The sequence below is a fragment of the Streptomyces sp. DH37 genome, assembly GCF_029813835.1.
Taxonomy (GTDB): domain Bacteria; phylum Actinomycetota; class Actinomycetes; order Streptomycetales; family Streptomycetaceae; genus Streptomyces.
The window spans coordinates 87,618-101,936 of record NZ_JARVKV010000002.1 but is presented as its reverse complement, the minus strand read 5'-3'; the positions used below and the strand labels follow the sequence as shown (position 1 = coordinate 101,936).

Sequence of the window (14,319 nt, the reverse complement as noted above, 5' to 3'; positions counted from 1 at the left end):
CCCCGCCGTCACCCTCCCCGCGGGCGAGCCGGTCGGGCAAGAGGGCGTGGGGCGTCCGGGCCGCCGGGGAAGTCCACCACGCGGTCGCACCAGCGCTCCAGCAGGACCCGGTCGTGGCCGACCGCGAGCAGCGCGGTGCCGTGTTCGCGGCGGTGGTCCTCCACGGCGGCGACGAGGGCGGCGGTGGTGGAGGCGTCGAGCATCGCGGTCATCTCGTCGCAGACCAGCAGCTTCGGGCGGAGGACGAGCGCGCGGGCCAGGCAGGCGCGCTGGAGCTGGCCGTCGCTGACCTCGTGCGGGCGGCGGGCGAGCAGGTCGCCGCCGAGTCCGACGGAGGCGGCCAGCGCGGGCAGCCGGCCGGGGATCTCGCCGCGCCGCCCGGTGGCGCGCAGCGGTTCGGCGACGAGGTCGGCGAGGGTGAGGCGCGGGTCGGCGGCGAGACGGGGCTGCTGGAAGACGACGCCGACGGAGGTCCGCAGCTCGCGCGGGGCACGGTGGCGGAAGCCGTGCGCCGGGCGGCCGGCCAGCCGTACGGTGCCCGCGTACGGCCGGTGGAGCAGGGCGGCGACGCGGGCGAGGGTGGACTTGCCGCAGCCGCTGGGGCCGAGCAGTCCGACGGCCTCGCCGTCGCCCACGGTCAGGGAGACCCCGTCCAGGACGGGCGCGCGGCGGTCGTACCCGGCGGTGATGTCGAGCAGTTCGAGGGCCGGTTCGGTCGTCGGTCCGGCCGCCGGAGCGTACGCCGGTTCGGGTGCCGGCTCGGGTGTCGGCTCGGGTCTCGGCTCAGGCATCGGCGGTCTCCGGTGCGGGTGAGTGCGCGTGGTGGCAGGCGACCGCCCCGGCGCGTCCGCCGGTCAGGGCGGGTACGGCGGCGCAGGCGCCGGTGGCGCGGTCGCAGCGCGGGGCGAAGGCGCAGCCGCCGGGCAGGGCGTCCAGTTCGGGCGGCATGCCGGGAATGGGGGTGAAGGCCCGCTCGGGCAGGGCGTCCAGCAGGCCGCGGGCGTACGGGTGCCGGGGGCCGGGCGCGCCGAAGAAGTCCACGGCGTCGGCGAGTTCGACGACGCGTCCGGCGTACATCACCGCCACCCGGTCGGCGATGCGCTCGGCGGCGGCCAGGTCGTGGGTGATGACCAGCAGCCCGCGGCCGGCGTCCACGTGGCGGCGCAGTTCGTCCACGGTGCGGTCCACCAGTTCCCGGTCCAGGCCGGTGGTCGGCTCGTCCGCGATCAGCAGCGGGGCGTCGCCGACGAGGGCGAGGGCGGTGGCGGCGCGCTGGGCGAGGCCGCCGGAGAGCTGGTGCGGGTACCGGTCGAGGTGGTCGGCGGGGAACGCGGCGCGCGCGGCGGCCCGTTCGGCGGCCTCGCGCAGCCCCGGTCCGCGGGTGCCGGTCAGCTCCCGCACCGTCTCCTCCAGTTGGGAGCGGACGGTGCGCACGGGGGTGAGGTGCGCGGCGGGGCTCTGCGGTACGAGGGCGATGCGGCGCCCTCGTACGGTGCGGGCCAGGGCGGCCTCCCCGGCGGTGAGCAGGTCCAGGCCGTCCAGCAGGGCCGCGCCGCCGGTGCGGGCGTTGCCGGGCAGCAGTCCCAGCAGCGCCGAGGCCAGCACCGACTTGCCGCAGCCGCTCTCCCCCACCAGGACCAGGCACTCCCCCGCCGCGAGGTCGAAGGACACGTCGGTGACGGCGGCGACGGTGCGCCCGCCGCGCAGCGGGAAGCGTACGGACAGCTCTCTCACGGACAGCCGGGCCGTCACAGCGTCAGCTCCGATCTCATGCGCGGGTTGATCCGCTCGCGCCAGGCGCCGGCGACCCCGGCGATGGCGAGGGTGGGGACGACGATGAACAGGCCGGGCCAGAGGGTGGGCCACCAGGCGCCCGCGAGCAGCGAGCCGCGCGCGGCCTCGGCCATGGTGCCGAGGCTGGCCTGGTGGGCGGGGATGCCCAGACCCAGGAAGGACAGCGCGGACTCGTGCCAGATCGCGTGCGGCACCATCAGCACGGCCGCGAGCCCGGCCTGCGGCAGTACGCCGGGCAGCAGGTGGCGCACGGCCACCCGCCACCGCGAGGCGCCGCCGGAGACCGCGGCGTCCACGTAGGGGCGGTTGCGCAGGGAGTGGGTCTCGGCGCGGACGATGCGGGCGGTGGACAGCCAGTGGGTGAGGCCGACGGAGGCGATGACGGGCCAGATCCCGGGCCGGAACATCGCCACGACGAAGATGCCCAGCAGCAGGTGCGGCACGGCGGCGAAGACGTCCACGACCCGCATCACCAGCCGGTCGGTCCGGCCCCCCAGCGCCCCGGCCAGGCCGCCGACGGCGATGCCGACGACCGTGGCCACCAGTGCGGCGACCACGCCGACCAGCAGGGAGACGCGCAACCCGTGGACGCAGCGCAGCAGCAGGTCGCGTCCCAGCTCGTCGGTGCCGAACGGGTGCTCCCAGGAGGGGGGCCGGAGCTTGGCGGCCAGGTCGACGGCCTGCTGGTCCAGGGGGAACAGCGCCGGTACGAGCAGCGCGGCCAGGACGGTGGCGGCGGTGAGGACGGCCGAGACGCGGGTGCGCAGCGCGCGGGCGCCCGGGGGCCGGCCGGCGGCGCGCCGCAGAGCGGGGGCGGGAGCAGAGGTGGGGGCGGGAGTGGGGGTGGGGGCGGGAGCGGTCACATCTCCTCCGGGTCGATCCGGGGGTCGGCCAGCACGTAGAGCAGGTCGGCCAGCAGGTTCCCGGCGAGGACGGCGGCGGTGGCGAGGACGGTCACGGCGGCCAGCAGCGGGAAGTCGGTGGCGGTGGCGGCCCCCACGGTGGCCGAGGCGATGCCGGGCCAGCTGAAGACGGTCTCCACCAGCAGGGCCCCGGTGATCAGCTCGGGAACGCGGGAGCCGATGAGGGTGAGCACCGGCAGCAGTCCCGAGCGCAGGGCGTGGCCGAGCAGCACGGTCCGCTCGCGCAGGCCCCGGGCGCGGGCGCCGCGCACCGGGTCCTCGTGGAGCGCGTCGGCGACGCCCTGCCGTACGTACAGCGCGAACCAGGGGAGCTGGGAGAGGGCGAGCACGGTCACCGGCAGCGCCAGATGGCGCACCAGCGAGCCGGCGGTGACGGTCTCCTCGCCGCTGTCGGTGAGCCCTCCGGCGGGCAGCACCCCGAGTTGGAGCGCGAAGAACCAGACGGCCAGCAGCCCGATCCAGAACGGCGGGGCGGCCTGGAGGACGTACGAGCCGCCGGTGACGCAGCGGTCGAGCCAGCCGCCCCGGCGGCGTGCGGCGGCGGTGCCGAGCGCGGTCCCGAGCACCACCGCCAGGACGAACGCGATCGCGCACAGCAGCACGGACCAGCCCAGGCGCTCGCCGACGACCTGGGCGACCGGCTGGCGCAGCGAGACCGACAGGCCGAGGTCGCCGGTCGCGGCGGAGGTGAGCCAGCGCCACCACTGCTCGGTGAACGGGCCGTCCAGGGCGAGGTTCTCGCGCAGCTGGTCGAGGGTCTCCTGGGAGGCGCGCAGCCCGGCGCTCCCGGCGTACTGGCGCACCGGGTCGAACGGGGACGCGGCGGCGAGCGCGAAGACGCCGAGGGTCACGGCGGCCAGGACGGGGACGGCGGCCAGCGCCCGCCGTCCCGCCAGCCGTGCCATCGCGCCCCAGGGCGGCCCCGCGCGCAGTCCCGTCTTCACTGCTTGGGCCGCCAGTCCTCGACGTTCCACCACGGGCCCGCGCCCAGGCCGTGGTCGTGGGGCTCGGGCTGAGTGGTGACGCCCTGCCAGTCGTCGTCCATCACGTACACGTGGTCGATGTGGGTGAGGAAGGTGTAGCCGGGGTCGTCGGCCAGTTCGCGCTGGACGGTGGCGTACGCCTCGGCGCGGGCGGCGCGGTCGTCCGTGCGGCGCGCCTCCTCCAGGGCGCGGTCGACGTCCGGGTTGTCGTAGGCGGCCATGTTGTTGAAGCCGTCCAGGGCGAGGGAGGAGTGCAGCAGGGGGTAGAGGTCGAAGTCGGGGTCGGCCGGACTGCCGCCGCCGGAGAGGACGGCGTCGTCCTTCATCCGCGGCTCGATCACCTCCCAGGTGCCGGACTCGACGGTGATGTCGATGCCGATCTCCTTGGCGTCGGAGGCGTAGGCGAGGGCGTGCTCCTGGCGCAGCCGGTCGCCGGAGGGGTACCAGAGGGTGAAGGCGGCGCGGCGGCCGTCCTTGCGGCGCACCCCGTCCTCGCCCGTCCTCCAGCCGGCCTCGTCCAGGATCTCCTCGGCCTCGCGCGGGTCGTGGCGGCGCTCGGTGCCCTTGGCGAACCAGGGGCTGTCGGTGGGCACGGGGCCGTACGCGGCGCGGCCGGCGCCGCCCAGCACGCTGTCGACGATCGCCCGGCGGTCGACGGCGGTGTCCAGGGCCCGGCGGACGGCCCGGTCGCCGGTGACGCCGCCCGCGGTGGGGAGGGTGACGGCGCGGAAGTCGGCGGTCTTCGCCCGGATCACGCGCCTGCCGTCGTCCTTCGCGAAGGTGTCGGCGAGGGCGGGCGGCAGGACCGCGGCGTCGAGGTCGCCGGAGCGCAGCCGGGTGGCGCGCACGTCGTCGTCCTTGATGATCGCCATGGTGAGCCTCTCGACCTCCGGCGCGCCGCCCCAGTAGTCGGGGTTGGCCTCGAAGGTGAGCTTCTCGCCGCGGCTCCAGCCGGTGAGGACGTAGGGGCCGGTGCCGACCGGCTCGGTGTTGTACGGGCCGGTGTTGACGTCCTGTCCGGCCGCGGCCTCCTTGGAGGCGATGGGCAGCACGGTGCGCTCGGCGAAGGCGGCGTAGGGGTACTTGAGGCGGAAGACGACGGTGTCGTCGCCCCGGGCGGTCACGCTGTCGAGGGCGTCCAGTTCGCCCTTGGAGGGGTTGTTGGTCTTCTCGTCGAGGATGGTCTCGTAGGTGAAGACCACGTCCTCGGCGTCGAACGGGGTGCCGTCGCTGAAGGTCACCCCCTCGCGCAGGGTGTAGGTGTACGTCCGGCCGCCGTCGCCGACCTCGGGGAGCTTCGCGGCGAGGGCGGGCCGCAGTTCCATGCCGGCGTCGTGCCGCAGCAGCCCGTCGAAGATCTTGGAGTTGCCGTCCTTGCCGTAGCCGAGCAGGGGGCTGAGGGTGTCCGGCTCCTGCGCGATGCCCACGACCAGGGAGTCCCCGGCACCGCCGCCGGCGCCGCCCTTCCCGTCGGACGGCGCGGAGCAGGCCGACGCGCCCGCCAGTACCGCGCCGGCCGCCACGGCGGCCGCCGCCCGTATCGCCCGGACTCCCATGATCCACACTCCTGTTGCGGCTAGACCGTTGTTGCGAACAGCTCGCAATTAAACCGCAGGAGTGAACCGTCCCGCTCCCGGACCCCTCGCCGGGCAGCCCCCGGAGCACGACGCTTTGATCACCCTTTGGTCACCCCGCGATCACAAAGGCCCTCCCGAACCGGTTTACTCGGACTTCCTCTGGACTAGACCTTGACCACCGTGTTGGTCTATGCCAAATCTGTGCAGACCCCCACGCTCGCCCCCACGCCCCGTACCACCGGCAACCTCCCAGGGGACAGCCATGCCCGTCCGTCACCCCTTCCGGCCCCTCGTGTCCGTCCTGTCCGCCGTCCTGCTGATCAGCGGGTGCGGCCTCCTCACCGACGCCGGTGACCAGGACCGGACCCTCGACGTCTGGCTGATGCGAGGCAGCCTCTCCGACGAGCTCACCGACGACGTCGTCCGGGACTTCGAGCGCCGGAACCCCGGTGTGGAGGTGAAGGTCACCGTCCAGGACTGGCCCGGCATCGACAAGAAGGTCATCGGGGCCCTCGGCTCCGGCGACGCCCCGGACGTGATCGAGGTGGGCAACACCCAGGTCGCCCAGTACGTGGAGGCCGGCGGGGTCACCAACCTCACCATCAAGGTCACCGACCTCGGCGGCGACACCTGGATCCCCGGCCTGGAGGAGCCGGGGAAGATCGACGGCTACCAGTACGGCGTCCCCTTCTACGCCGCCAACCGCGTCGTCATCTACCGCAAGGACCTCTTCGAGCACGCCGGGGTCACCAAACCGCCCGCCACCCGCGAGGAGTGGATCGAGGCCACCGCACAGCTCAACCAGCCCGGCCGGCAGGGCATCTACCTGCCGGGCCAGAACTGGTACGTGCTGGCGGGCTTCATCTGGGACGAGGGCGGCGACCTCGCCGTCGAGCGCAGCGGCCAGTGGGCGGGGACGCTCCACACCCCCGAGGCGCTGCGCGGCATGGAGTTCTACCGGGAGCTCCAGTCCTACGGACAGGGCCCCGTCGACTCCGACGAGGCCGAGCCCGAGCAGCGGGAGGTCTTCGCGCAGGGGGAGATAGCCCAGATCGTCGACGTGCCCGGCGCCGCGGAACTGATCACCGAGACCAATCCGGCGCTGGCCGGCAAGCTCGGCTTCTTCCCGATCCCCGGCAAGGACGCGAAGACCCCGGGCGCGGTCTTCACCGGCGGCTCGGTGCTGATCATCCCCGAGCGGGCGTCCGAGCCGGACGCGGCGTACTCCTTCGTCAAGCTGCTGACCGGCGAGAAGTGGCAGCGGGAGCTGGCGCAGACGATGAGCGTGGTCCCCAACAGCATCGAACTGGCCGACGCGCTGGAGGACGACCCCGGCGCCGCGGCGATGGCGGAGGGCGCCCGCAACGGGCACGCCACCCCCAACTCGCCGCTGTGGGGCAGGCTGGAGGCGGACAACCCGATCAAGGCGTACCAGACGCAGGTGCTGCGCGGCGCCGATCCGGCCGCGGCGGCGCGCGAGGCCTCCCGGCGGATCACCGCGATCCTGAGCGGGCGCGGCTGAGGCCTCCCACCGCACCTCCGCGGGGCCGAGGGCCCGCGCCTCCGCCGCCCCGCCTCCACCGGCACCGCCTCCACCGGCAGCGCGCCCAGGCCGGGGCCCGGGCCCCGGAGCGCAGGAAGAGGCAGTCCCTGTGCGGGTACCCACGGCCCCGCCAGGTCGACGGCTCCGGCGCGCGGGGGGCGTAGCCGGCGACCTCGCCGCCGGGCGGCTCCGCCACCGGGCAGCGCAGCCGCGGCCGGGCGGTGCCGAGGAGGGGGCGGCGAGCCGTTCCACCAGGCCGGGAGCGGGCGGTGCGGCCCCTCGAACGCGGCCTGCCCGGGGGCCGGTTCGGCGCCGCGCGGCAGGCCGGGACGGACGCCCGGCGGGCGGGGCCGCGGTGCGGGCGCGGCGCCCGCGCGCCCGCCGCCCGCGGCGGTCCCTCACGGTCGCCCGCGCCGGCCCGTCATGGTGTGCGCGGGCCCGTCCCGTCCTCCGCTTCCGCGCCGCGCGGGATCAGGACCCGGCCAGACCGCGCCCGCGCAGCCACAGCAGCTGCTCCCGCTGCTGCGAGGAGCGGCCCCCCGCGTGGTCGCCGAAGTGCCACACCCGGATGTCCTTCTCCTCCCCGGCGTAGCGGTTGTACGCCGCGTACACCGTGGAGGGCGGGCAGACCGGGTCCATCAGGCCGACGCTGAACAGCGCGGGCGCGGTGGCGCGGCGCGCGAAGTGCAGGCCGTCGAAGTAGTTCAGCGTGGCGAAGACGGCGTCGGGGTCGGTGCGCTGGTGCACCCCGAGGTAGTGGGCGATCTCCGGGTACGGCCCGGCCGCGGCCAGCTCGGCGCCGCGCCGGAAGTGGCACAGGAACGGCACGTCCACCAGCGCCGCCGCCACCTTCTCCGGCGCCAGCCCGGCCACGGCCAGGGCCAGGCCCCCGCCCTGGCTGCCGCCGGCGGCCACCACCCGCTCGGGGTCCACCGCCGGGTGCTCGCGCACGGCGTCCACGGCGCGCACGCAGTCGGTCATCAGCCGCCGGTAGTAGTGGTGGGCGGGGTCGTCCAGGCCGCGGGTCATGAAGCCGCCGACGTACTGCGGGGTGGTGTCCGGGTCCGGGTCGGGGGTGTCGTGGCCCTGGCCGCGGCTGTCGACGACGAGGGTGGCGTAACCGGCCGCGCTCCACAGCAGGTGCTCGATGTACAGGCCGCGGCCGCCGCTGTAGCCGATGTAGTTGACCACGGCGGGCAGCGGCCCGTCCACGCCGCGCGGCAGGATCAGCCAGGCCGCGACGGGCTGGCCGTTCCAGCCGGGGAAGCGGACGTCGAAGACCTCCACGGTGCTCAGCGGGGCGTCCTCGACCCGCCGGTACTCCGCCGGGCCGGAGGCCGCCCCGCGGGCCGCGGCGAGGGTCTTGGACCAGAAGGCGTCGAAGTCCCCCGGCTCGGCCACCTCGGGCCGGTAGGCGCGCAGTTCCTCCAGCGGAAGATCGGTCAACGGCATGCGGGCGTCCGTCCCCTCGTAGCGACACGCGACAGTAAGCGCTTTCCCCCGGAAACCTACGTTCCGCCGCGTCCCCGGTCAACGGTATCCGCCGCGCCGTGGGCCGGACGGATCTGACGGGTCGGTGACACCAGCCCGCGACACGGCCGCGGAAGCGCCGCCTCCGCCTAGCGTGAACCGGGTGAGCATCCCACCCGTCCGCCCGGAACACGCCTCCCCGCCTCGTGCCCCGGTTTCCGCCCCCCACCCCTGCCGGCTCCCGCCGCGCCGCCGCGGACCACGCCGTGAGCTGCGCCGGGACCTGTACGCGGCCGGCGCCGCCGCGGCCCTGTTCGCCCTGGCCGCACTCATCGGCCACCTCCTGTACGACTTCGAGGTCCTGCGGCTGCGCTGGCCGCCGCTGTACGCGCGCTGGCTGCCCCACGCCGGTCCGGGCACGCCCGCCGCCCTCGTCCTCGCCTCCCTGACCGTCGCCCACGGCCCCGAGCTGGCCCGCCGGCTGCCCTGGCGGCGCCTGCTGCTCGCCGCCTGGGGCGGCGCGATGGCCTGGTCGTGGTCGCTGGCGCTGGTCGACGGCTGGGACCGGGGGGCGGCGCGGCGGCTGACGACGAAGTACGAGTACCTCCGGTCCGTGGACGACGTCCACGACGTCGGCGCGACGCTGCGCACCTTCACCGACCACATCCTGATGGACTCCCCCGGCAACTGGCCCGCCCATGTCGCCGGCCACCCGCCGGGCGCGCTGCTGACCTTCGTCGGGCTGGACCGGATCGGGCTCGGCGGCGGCGCCTGGGCGGCGGCCTGGTGCGTCACGACCGGCGCGTCGGCCGCGGTGGCGGTCCTGATGGCGCTGCGGGTGCTGTGCGACGAGGGGACGGCGCGGCGCGCGGCGCCCTTCCTGGTGCTCGCCCCGTCCGCCGTGTGGATGGGCGTCTCGGCGGACGGCTACTTCACCGCCGTCGCCGCCTGGGCCGTCGCCCTGCTGGCGCTGTCGGCCACCGGCGCCGTCCGCGCGCCGCGCGCCGCGGCGCTGGGTTCGGGGGTGCTGTTCGGCTGGCTGGTCTACCTCTCCTACGGGCTGACGCTGATGGCGGTGGTCGCGCTGGCCGTCCTGGCCGTGGCCCGCACCGCGCGGCCCGTGCCGTACGTGCTGCTGGGCGCGGCCCCCTGGGCGATCGCCTTCACCGCCGCCGGCTTCTGGTGGTACGAGGGCTACACCACCCTGGTCGAGCGCTACTACCAGGGGGCGGCGGGCGTGCGGCCGTACGCGTACTACGTGTGGGCCAACCTCGCCGCGCAGGTGCTGACGGTGGGGCTCGCCACCGTGGCCGGGCTGCGGCGGGCGGCGGCCGGGCCCGGGCGGCGGCACCGCGCGCTGGTGGTGCTGCTGGCGGGCGCGGTGTGCGCGGCGCTGGTGGCGGACCTGTCGGGGATGAGCAAAGCCGAGACCGAGCGCATCTGGCTGCCGTTCACCCTGTGGCTGCTGCCCGCCGCCGCGCTGCTGCCCGGGCCCGGCCGCCGCTGGTGGCTGGCGGCGCAGGCGGCCGTGGCGCTGGCCGTCAACCACCTGCTGATCACCGGATGGTGACGCCGTGGGTCCCACTCGCCGCACCGCCCCGTTCCGCTTCCGGGGCGGGCCGCACGACCCGCGCACCGCGACCGCGCTGGGCCGCCGGCTGGGCGCGGCGGTCCTGGTCTGCTTCGTCACCGGGCTGGCCGGCCACGTCCTCCAGGAGCCGCCGGACGCGCCGGCCGACCGGTTGCCGCCGAGGCCGGTGCGGGGCTACCGCCTCACCCACGGCGTGCACGTGGCCGCGGGCATCGCGCTGGTCCCTCTGCTGCTCGCCAAACTGTGGGCGGTCTACCCGCGGCTGTACGTCCGGCCCGCCGTGCGCTCGCCGCTGCACGCGCTGGAGCGGCTGTCGGTGGCGGTACTGGTGGCGTCCGCGCTGCTGGAGGTCTTCCTGGGGCTGATGAACACCGCCCAGTGGTACGTCTGGCCGTTCTCGTTCCGCCGGGTGCACTGGGCGCCGGCGTGGGTGCTGACGGGCTCGCTGCTGCCGCACCCGGCGGTCAAGGCGCCGGTGATCGCCGCGCACCGGCGGAGCCGGTCGGCGGGCACGCGGGCGCTGCCCGCGTCCGGGGCGGGCGGCCGGCGGTCGCTGCTGCGGGGCGTGGGCGCGGCGGTCGGCGCCGTGACGGCGGTGACCGCGGGCCAGACCCTCGCCCCGCTGCGGCCCCTGGTCCTGCTCGCGCCGCGCCGCCCGGACATCGGGCCGCAGGGCCTGCCGGTCAACCGCACGGCCGCCGCCGCGGGCGTCACCGACGCGGTGGTGCGCGACTGGCGGCTGGTGGTCGACGGCCCCCGCCCGTACACGCTGACGCCGGAGGAGCCGGCCGGGCCGGCCCAGCGGGAGGTGGAGCTGCCGATCGCCTGCGTGGAGGGCTGGAGCGCGTCGGCCCGCTGGGGCGGGGTGCGGCTGCGCGACCTGCTGGAGCGGGCGGGCGCGCCCGCCGGCGCCCGGGTGCGGGTGGTCTCCCTCCAGCGGCGCGGCGCCTACGCCGTGACGGAGATGGGGGCCGCGTACGCCCGTGATCCGCTCACCCTGCCGGCGCTGCGCGTCAACGGCGAGGCCCTAAGCCGCGACCACGGCCGTCCGGCGCGCGTCATCGCCCCGAACCGGCCGGGCGTGCTCCAGACCAAGTGGGTGTCCCGGCTGGAGGTGCTGTGATGACGGCGGTCCGGGCGGTGCTCGGCGTCGTGGGCGGCGCGCTGCCGACGGTCGGCGGATGGCTGCTGCTGTTCGGCACCCGCGAGGGGACGCCGCCGCGGGTGGCGGTGTGGCCGGCGGGCGCGGTGCTGGCGCACGACCTGCTGCCGGCCCCGCCGGTGCTGCTGGCCGGGCGGGCGCTGGGCCGCCTGCCCGCCCGGCCGGTGTGGCGGGGCGGGCTGGTGGTGGCGGGGTGCCTGACGCTGGTCGCGCTGCCGGTGGTGCTGCGGCCCGGTCCGTACCACCCCTCGCTGCTGCCGCTGGACTACGAGCGCTCGTGGCTGCCGGCGGTGTCGGCGACGGCGCTGGTGACGGCCTCGGTCGCGGCGGCCGGGGCGGCGGCGCGCAGGCTGAGGAAGAAACGCCCGTAGGCGCTCCACTCCTCCACCACCGTCCAGCCCTCCCGCCCGGCCAGGGCCCGCAGGGCCGTCCGGCCCAGCCGGGCCCAGGGGAAGAGGGGGGCGTGCCGCTCGGGCCGGGCGCCGCTGCCGTCGTCCAGCCGTACCTGGACCCGCTCCTCGACCTCCGCCGGCGCGGCCTCGGCCAGCAGCAGGCCGCCGGGGGCCAGGAGCTGGCGGACGCGCGCCAGGAGGGCGGCCGGATCGCCGCCCATGCCGATGTTGCCGTCGATCAGCAGGGCGCTGCCCCAGCGCCCCTCGCCCGGCAGCGGCTCGAACACCGAGCGGCACAGCGCGGCCCCGCCGCGCTCGCGGGTGCGGCTGACGGCGGCGGGCGCGGTGTCGACGCCCAGGGCGGGGCGGCCCAGTTCGGTCAGGGCGGCGACCAGCCGTCCCGGACCGCAGCCGATGTCGAGCACGGCGCCGGTGCAGCGCCGCAGCACCGTCCGGTCGGCCTCGTCCGCCCCGGCGCACCAGCGCTCGACCTCCAGCGGCAGCAGCCAGCCGTCGGAGCGCCGCAGGAAGAGGGGGCCGCGTCCGGCGCGCAGCGCGCGGGCGTACGGGTCGGTGCGCCAGGGGTGCCGGCCCGCGGCCTCGGCGGTGCCCTCGGGGCCCGCGGGGCCCTCGGCGCCCGCGGGGTTCTCGGGCCGCGCGGTCCGCGGGTGCGGGGTCGGCGAGACGGTCACCGGACCACCGCCTGCCGCAGCCGGGCGTACTCGGCGGCGAAGCGGCCGCGGGTGCGGGCCGCGATCTCGGCCGCGTCCTCGGCGGTGTCCACGTCCCGCAGCACCGGCAGGTCGCGCACGGCCAGTCCGGCGTCCAGCAGCCGCCGCCGCTGGAGGGCGCCGGTGCGATCGGTGGACATCGGCACGCCGCGCACCAGGGCGGGGTCCGGGGCGGCCAGGCCCAGGGCCCAGAATCCGCCGTCGGCGGCCGGGCCGAACCAGGCGGTGCGGCCGGTCCAGCCGTCCGGCGCGAGCACCGGGGCCAGCAGGTCGGCGGTGAGCTGCGGGGTGTCCATGCCCACCAGCAGGGCGGGCCCGTCGCACGCCCCGAAGGCCGCGGCGATCCGCTCGTCCAGCCCGCCCGCGCACTGCGGCAGCACCTCGTAGCCGTCGGGCAGCCAGGGGCCGGGCCGCCCCTGGAGCACCAGCACCCGGCGGCGGGCGGGCAGTCGGGCCACCGTCGCCAGGGTGTCGGCGAGCGCCGCCTCGGCCAGCCGGGCGGCCTCCTGCGGGGTGAAGGGCGGGGTGAGCCGGGTCTTGACCCGGCCCGGCACCGGCTCCTTGGCGATGACCAGCAGCGTCGTCCCCGGGCCCGGAGCGCCGTACGGGGGGCTCACCGCAGCACCTTCCGCATGTCGTGGACGGCCTGCCAGGTGCCGCGCCAGGTGCCGGTGACCTTCGAGCGGCCCGTGCGCGGCCGGTAGGGCACCTCGGTCTCCTGCACCCGCCATCCGGCGTCGGCGGCGCGGACCACCATCTGGAGCGGGTAGCCGCTGCGCCGGTCGGTCAGCCCCAGTTCCAGCAGGGCGCGGCGGCGGGCCGCCCGCAGCGGTCCCAGGTCGTGCAGCCTCAGTCCCGTGCGCCGCCGCACCATCCGGGCCAGCGCCAGGTTCCCGGCCCGCGCGTGCAGCGGCCAGGCGCCGCGCCCGGTGGGTCTGCGGCGGGCCAGGACGAGGTCGGCGGCGCCCTGCCGCACGGGGGCGGCGATCCGCTCGGCCGCGCCGGGGTCGAGGGAGGCGTCGCAGTCGCAGAAGGCGACGATCTCGGCCTCGGCGGCGAGCAGCCCGGCGTGGCAGGCGGCGCCGAAGCCGCGGCGCGGCTCGTGCACCACGCGGGCCCCGAGGTCGCGGGCGATACCGGCCGAGCCGTCCGTCGAGCCGTTGTCGACGACGACGGCTCGCCAGCCGTCCGGGATCCGGGACAGCACCCAGGGCAGTGCCCGGGCCTCGTTCAGACAGGGCAGCACGATCTCCCCGAGGGGGATTGCGGGGTCGGTCATCTCCCTCACCTTACGAGAGCAAAACCGGCATTCCGGGCAGCCGACCTTACGAAACGCGGACGCCCTCCCACCGCCCGGCTCCGCCCGGCGACACGGTCGGACGGCCGGTGCCACACTCCCCCCATGGCCGCCGCCCCGCCCCGCGTCCCGCTCCAGCCCGCCGTCCCGCCCCGCCGCGTGCTCGTCGTCGACGACGACCCGACCGTCACCGAGGTCGTGACCGGCTACCTCGGCCGCGCGGGCTTCACCGTGGACCGGGCGGCCGACGGCCCCGGCGCCCTCGCCCGCGCCCGCGCCGCACCGCCCGACCTGGTCGTCCTGGACCTGATGCTGCCGGGCCTGGACGGGCTGGAGGTCTGCCGCAGGCTGCGCGGGTCCGGCCCGGTGCCGGTGGTGATGCTCACCGCGCGCGGCGACGAGGAGGACCGCGTCCTGGGCCTGGAGGTCGGCGCGGACGACTACGTCACCAAGCCGTTCAGCCCACGCGAACTGGTGCTGCGGGTGGCGTCGGTGCTGCGCCGGGCCGGCGCGCCGCCCGCCGCCGGACCGCTGCTGCACGGCGGCGGCATCACCCTGGACCCGGCCGCCCGGACCGCCCGCGACGGGCGCGGGCCGCTCTCCCTGACGCTGCGCGAGTTCGACCTGCTGGCGCACCTCCTGCGCCACCCGGGCCGGGCCTTCGGCCGCGAGGAGCTGATGTCGGCGGTGTGGGGCTGGGACTTCGGCGACCTGTCGACCGTGACCGTGCACGTACGGCGGCTGCGCCACAAGGTGGAGGCCGACCCGGCCCGGCCCCGGCTGATCACCACGGTGTGGGGCGTGGGCTACCGCTTCGACGGCGCGCCGGACCCCGCGCCCGAGGGGAGCTGACCGG

Annotated in this window: 14 protein-coding genes; 5 read left to right on the top strand and 9 right to left on the bottom strand. The window is 76.7% G+C overall.

The window, feature by feature from the left end; genetic code table 11:
• Positions 1-8: 8 nt before the first annotated feature.
• Genes QC029_RS01525 through QC029_RS01505 form a run of 5 tightly spaced genes read right to left on the bottom strand, consistent with a single transcriptional unit; the run spans position 9 to position 5,256 of the window.
• Entirely contained in the window at positions 9-791 is a 783-nt protein-coding gene (locus QC029_RS01525; RefSeq protein WP_279553442.1) for an ATP-binding cassette domain-containing protein, read from the bottom strand.
• The gene (locus tag QC029_RS01520; RefSeq protein WP_279553441.1) at positions 784-1,752 is read right to left on the bottom strand and encodes an ABC transporter ATP-binding protein; all 969 of its coding nucleotides are present in this window, start codon (positions 1,750-1,752) and stop codon (positions 784-786) included. Before QC029_RS01520 ends, QC029_RS01525 begins: the two co-directional genes overlap by 8 nt.
• The gene (locus QC029_RS01515) at positions 1,749-2,600 is read right to left on the bottom strand and encodes an ABC transporter permease (RefSeq protein WP_279553554.1); all 852 of its coding nucleotides are present in this window, start codon (positions 2,598-2,600) and stop codon (positions 1,749-1,751) included. The genes QC029_RS01520 and QC029_RS01515 overlap by 4 nt, the downstream gene beginning before the upstream one ends.
• 53 nt (positions 2,601-2,653) lie before the next feature.
• On the bottom strand, positions 2,654-3,622 hold the full coding sequence (locus tag QC029_RS01510; protein WP_279553553.1) for an ABC transporter permease: 969 nt from the start codon (positions 3,620-3,622) through the stop codon (positions 2,654-2,656).
• Positions 3,623-3,657: 35 nt separating this feature from the next.
• On the bottom strand, positions 3,658-5,256 hold the full coding sequence (locus QC029_RS01505; protein WP_279553440.1) for an ABC transporter substrate-binding protein: 1,599 nt from the start codon (positions 5,254-5,256) through the stop codon (positions 3,658-3,660).
• 283 nt (positions 5,257-5,539) lie between these two features.
• On the opposite strand from QC029_RS01505, the gene QC029_RS01500 reads away from it, so the two are divergent.
• Positions 5,540-6,799, top strand: a complete 1,260-nt coding sequence (locus QC029_RS01500) for an extracellular solute-binding protein (RefSeq protein WP_279553439.1) — start codon at positions 5,540-5,542, stop codon at positions 6,797-6,799.
• Between the two features lie 492 nt (positions 6,800-7,291).
• Here the strand turns inward: QC029_RS01500 and QC029_RS01495 are convergent, their stop codons facing one another.
• Positions 7,292-8,272 (bottom strand): alpha/beta fold hydrolase, encoded by a 981-nt coding sequence (locus tag QC029_RS01495; protein WP_279553438.1) that lies wholly within the window; start codon positions 8,270-8,272, stop codon positions 7,292-7,294.
• Positions 8,273-8,453: 181 nt separating this feature from the next.
• Here QC029_RS01495 and QC029_RS01490 point away from each other — a divergent pair, with 181 nt between their 5' ends.
• Genes QC029_RS01490 through QC029_RS01480 form a run of 3 tightly spaced genes read left to right on the top strand, consistent with a single transcriptional unit; the run spans position 8,454 to position 11,414 of the window.
• The gene (locus QC029_RS01490) at positions 8,454-9,860 is read left to right on the top strand and encodes a hypothetical protein (RefSeq protein WP_279553437.1); all 1,407 of its coding nucleotides are present in this window, start codon (positions 8,454-8,456) and stop codon (positions 9,858-9,860) included.
• Positions 9,861-9,864: 4 nt separating this feature from the next.
• Positions 9,865-11,004: a molybdopterin-dependent oxidoreductase gene (locus QC029_RS01485; protein WP_279553436.1), complete on the top strand. Its 1,140-nt coding sequence runs from the start codon at positions 9,865-9,867 to the stop codon at positions 11,002-11,004.
• Positions 11,004-11,414, top strand: coding sequence for a hypothetical protein (locus QC029_RS01480; RefSeq protein WP_279553435.1), 411 nt, complete (start codon positions 11,004-11,006; stop codon positions 11,412-11,414). Before QC029_RS01485 ends, QC029_RS01480 begins: the two co-directional genes overlap by 1 nt.
• Here the strand turns inward: QC029_RS01480 and QC029_RS01475 are convergent.
• The 3 genes from QC029_RS01475 to QC029_RS01465 are packed head-to-tail and all read right to left on the bottom strand — an operon-like array spanning position 11,309 to position 13,445.
• On the bottom strand, positions 11,309-12,127 hold the full coding sequence (locus tag QC029_RS01475) for a class I SAM-dependent methyltransferase (protein ID WP_279553434.1): 819 nt from the start codon (positions 12,125-12,127) through the stop codon (positions 11,309-11,311). The genes QC029_RS01480 and QC029_RS01475 overlap by 106 nt on opposite strands.
• Positions 12,124-12,783: a DUF2064 domain-containing protein gene (locus tag QC029_RS01470; RefSeq protein ID WP_279553433.1), complete on the bottom strand. Its 660-nt coding sequence runs from the start codon at positions 12,781-12,783 to the stop codon at positions 12,124-12,126. Before QC029_RS01470 ends, QC029_RS01475 begins: the two co-directional genes overlap by 4 nt.
• Positions 12,780-13,445, bottom strand: a complete 666-nt coding sequence (locus QC029_RS01465) for a glycosyltransferase family 2 protein (protein WP_279553432.1) — start codon at positions 13,443-13,445, stop codon at positions 12,780-12,782. Before QC029_RS01465 ends, QC029_RS01470 begins: the two co-directional genes overlap by 4 nt.
• Before the next feature lie 123 nt (positions 13,446-13,568).
• On the opposite strand from QC029_RS01465, the gene QC029_RS01460 reads away from it, so the two are divergent.
• Positions 13,569-14,315, top strand: coding sequence for a response regulator transcription factor (locus tag QC029_RS01460; protein WP_279553431.1), 747 nt, complete (start codon positions 13,569-13,571; stop codon positions 14,313-14,315).
• Positions 14,316-14,319: the final 4 nt, after the last annotated feature.

Excerpts from the sequence above, each read along its gene's own strand:
- QC029_RS01525 (WP_279553442.1), bottom strand. The coding sequence starts at position 791 with ATGCCTGAGCCGAGACCCGAGCCGACACCCGAGCCGGCACCCGAACCG.
- QC029_RS01510 (WP_279553553.1), bottom strand. The coding sequence starts at position 3,622 with ATGGCACGGCTGGCGGGACGGCGGGCGCTGGCCGCCGTCCCCGTCCTG.
- QC029_RS01505 (WP_279553440.1), bottom strand. The coding sequence starts at position 5,256 with ATGGGAGTCCGGGCGATACGGGCGGCGGCCGCCGTGGCGGCCGGCGCG.
- QC029_RS01500 (WP_279553439.1), top strand. The coding sequence starts at position 5,540 with ATGCCCGTCCGTCACCCCTTCCGGCCCCTCGTGTCCGTCCTGTCCGCC.
- QC029_RS01495 (WP_279553438.1), bottom strand. The coding sequence starts at position 8,272 with ATGCCGTTGACCGATCTTCCGCTGGAGGAACTGCGCGCCTACCGGCCC.
- QC029_RS01480 (WP_279553435.1), top strand. The coding sequence starts at position 11,004 with ATGACGGCGGTCCGGGCGGTGCTCGGCGTCGTGGGCGGCGCGCTGCCG.
- QC029_RS01465 (WP_279553432.1), bottom strand. The coding sequence starts at position 13,445 with ATGACCGACCCCGCAATCCCCCTCGGGGAGATCGTGCTGCCCTGTCTG.
- QC029_RS01460 (WP_279553431.1), top strand. The coding sequence starts at position 13,569 with ATGGCCGCCGCCCCGCCCCGCGTCCCGCTCCAGCCCGCCGTCCCGCCC.